The 1079-nt window shown below is 43.2% G+C and carries 1 protein-coding gene; it reads right to left on the reverse strand.

Annotated elements, in window-relative coordinates; translation table 11 throughout:
- Positions 1-104: 104 nt before the first annotated feature.
- Positions 105-992 carry an NAD-dependent epimerase/dehydratase family protein gene (locus tag KGB06_RS00045; RefSeq protein ID WP_317849293.1) on the reverse strand — a complete coding sequence of 296 codons (888 nt, stop codon included), beginning with the start codon at positions 990-992 and terminating at the stop codon, positions 105-107.
- Between the last annotated feature and the right edge of the window lie 87 nt (positions 993-1079).

A 1079-nucleotide genomic window follows, 5' to 3' on the forward strand; every position in this document is an offset into this window, starting at 1 on the left:
CAGGATGACAGGAGCCTGGCGATTCCCCCATTAACGGCGGGTCAGGAGGACGATGACAGCCGGCACTGAAAATGGCGGCATAAAAAACACGGCTGACGCAACAACTACCTTGCAAAACGCCGAACGATCTCTGTCAATCCATAGCTAAAATAAAATCCATACGAAATTAATTTATCCGATGAGTACCTCACATCGCCCTTATTTCCAGTGCCTCTAAACATTTTTCGCACGAGATATGGCACGAATATAGGCAGGCACAATGGAAAATTAAGTTTTCCAGCCGGCAAGCCTGCTTTAGCAGCTTGATAAAGCGCCCATAAACCAGCATACGTATTAAGCGGTTCATGATCACATGAAACAAAAAAGCACTCAGGAGATAAAAAATCTTTGCCCATAAAAAAAACAGCAGCAGCCGCTACATCATCCGCATGAACAATATGCGCACACTCGGCACCTTTTATAAATAGCTTTAGACGGCTTATAATATTAGCGTGTATTGCTAGTCCTAGTGCTCCCGGCCGATCCGAATCAATCACATTAGTAGGACGAAGAATGACAACGCTGGCGCCGTTAATACCTTGTTTAACAAGTTTTTCCGCAGCCAACTTGCTATGCTCATAATCATCCTGCGGATGACATAGCGTGTCTTCAGTGACAATTTTTTGATTGGTTCTGCCAACAACACCAGCACTACTCATATAACAGAAGTATTTAATTTTTTCAGCGCGGCACGCCTTCAAAATCTGCTCCGTGCCAATCACGTTGGCCTGCCACATAGCTGAAGGTATATTTAGCTCAGCAGCACAGTGAAAAACCGATTCAGCACCAGCAATGAACTTGATAAGCATTGACTCATCACTCACATCACCTTTGTAGTGCGTTACATTAGGCTCATCTGCATGATATTGACGACTCAAAACTCTGACGTCATAGCCAATTTCTACTAGCGCACTTACAATTCTTCGGCCAACCATGCCGGTTCCGCCAGTCACACACGCTATAGCTCTAGACATAAATTATCAAACATCTTATTAGTTAATTTGATTTCAATACAATTAAAATAAAACCATTACGCATTC

The organism is Pseudomonas sp. GL-B-19, assembly GCF_019956415.1.
GTDB lineage: Bacteria > Pseudomonadota > Gammaproteobacteria > Pseudomonadales > Pseudomonadaceae > Aquipseudomonas.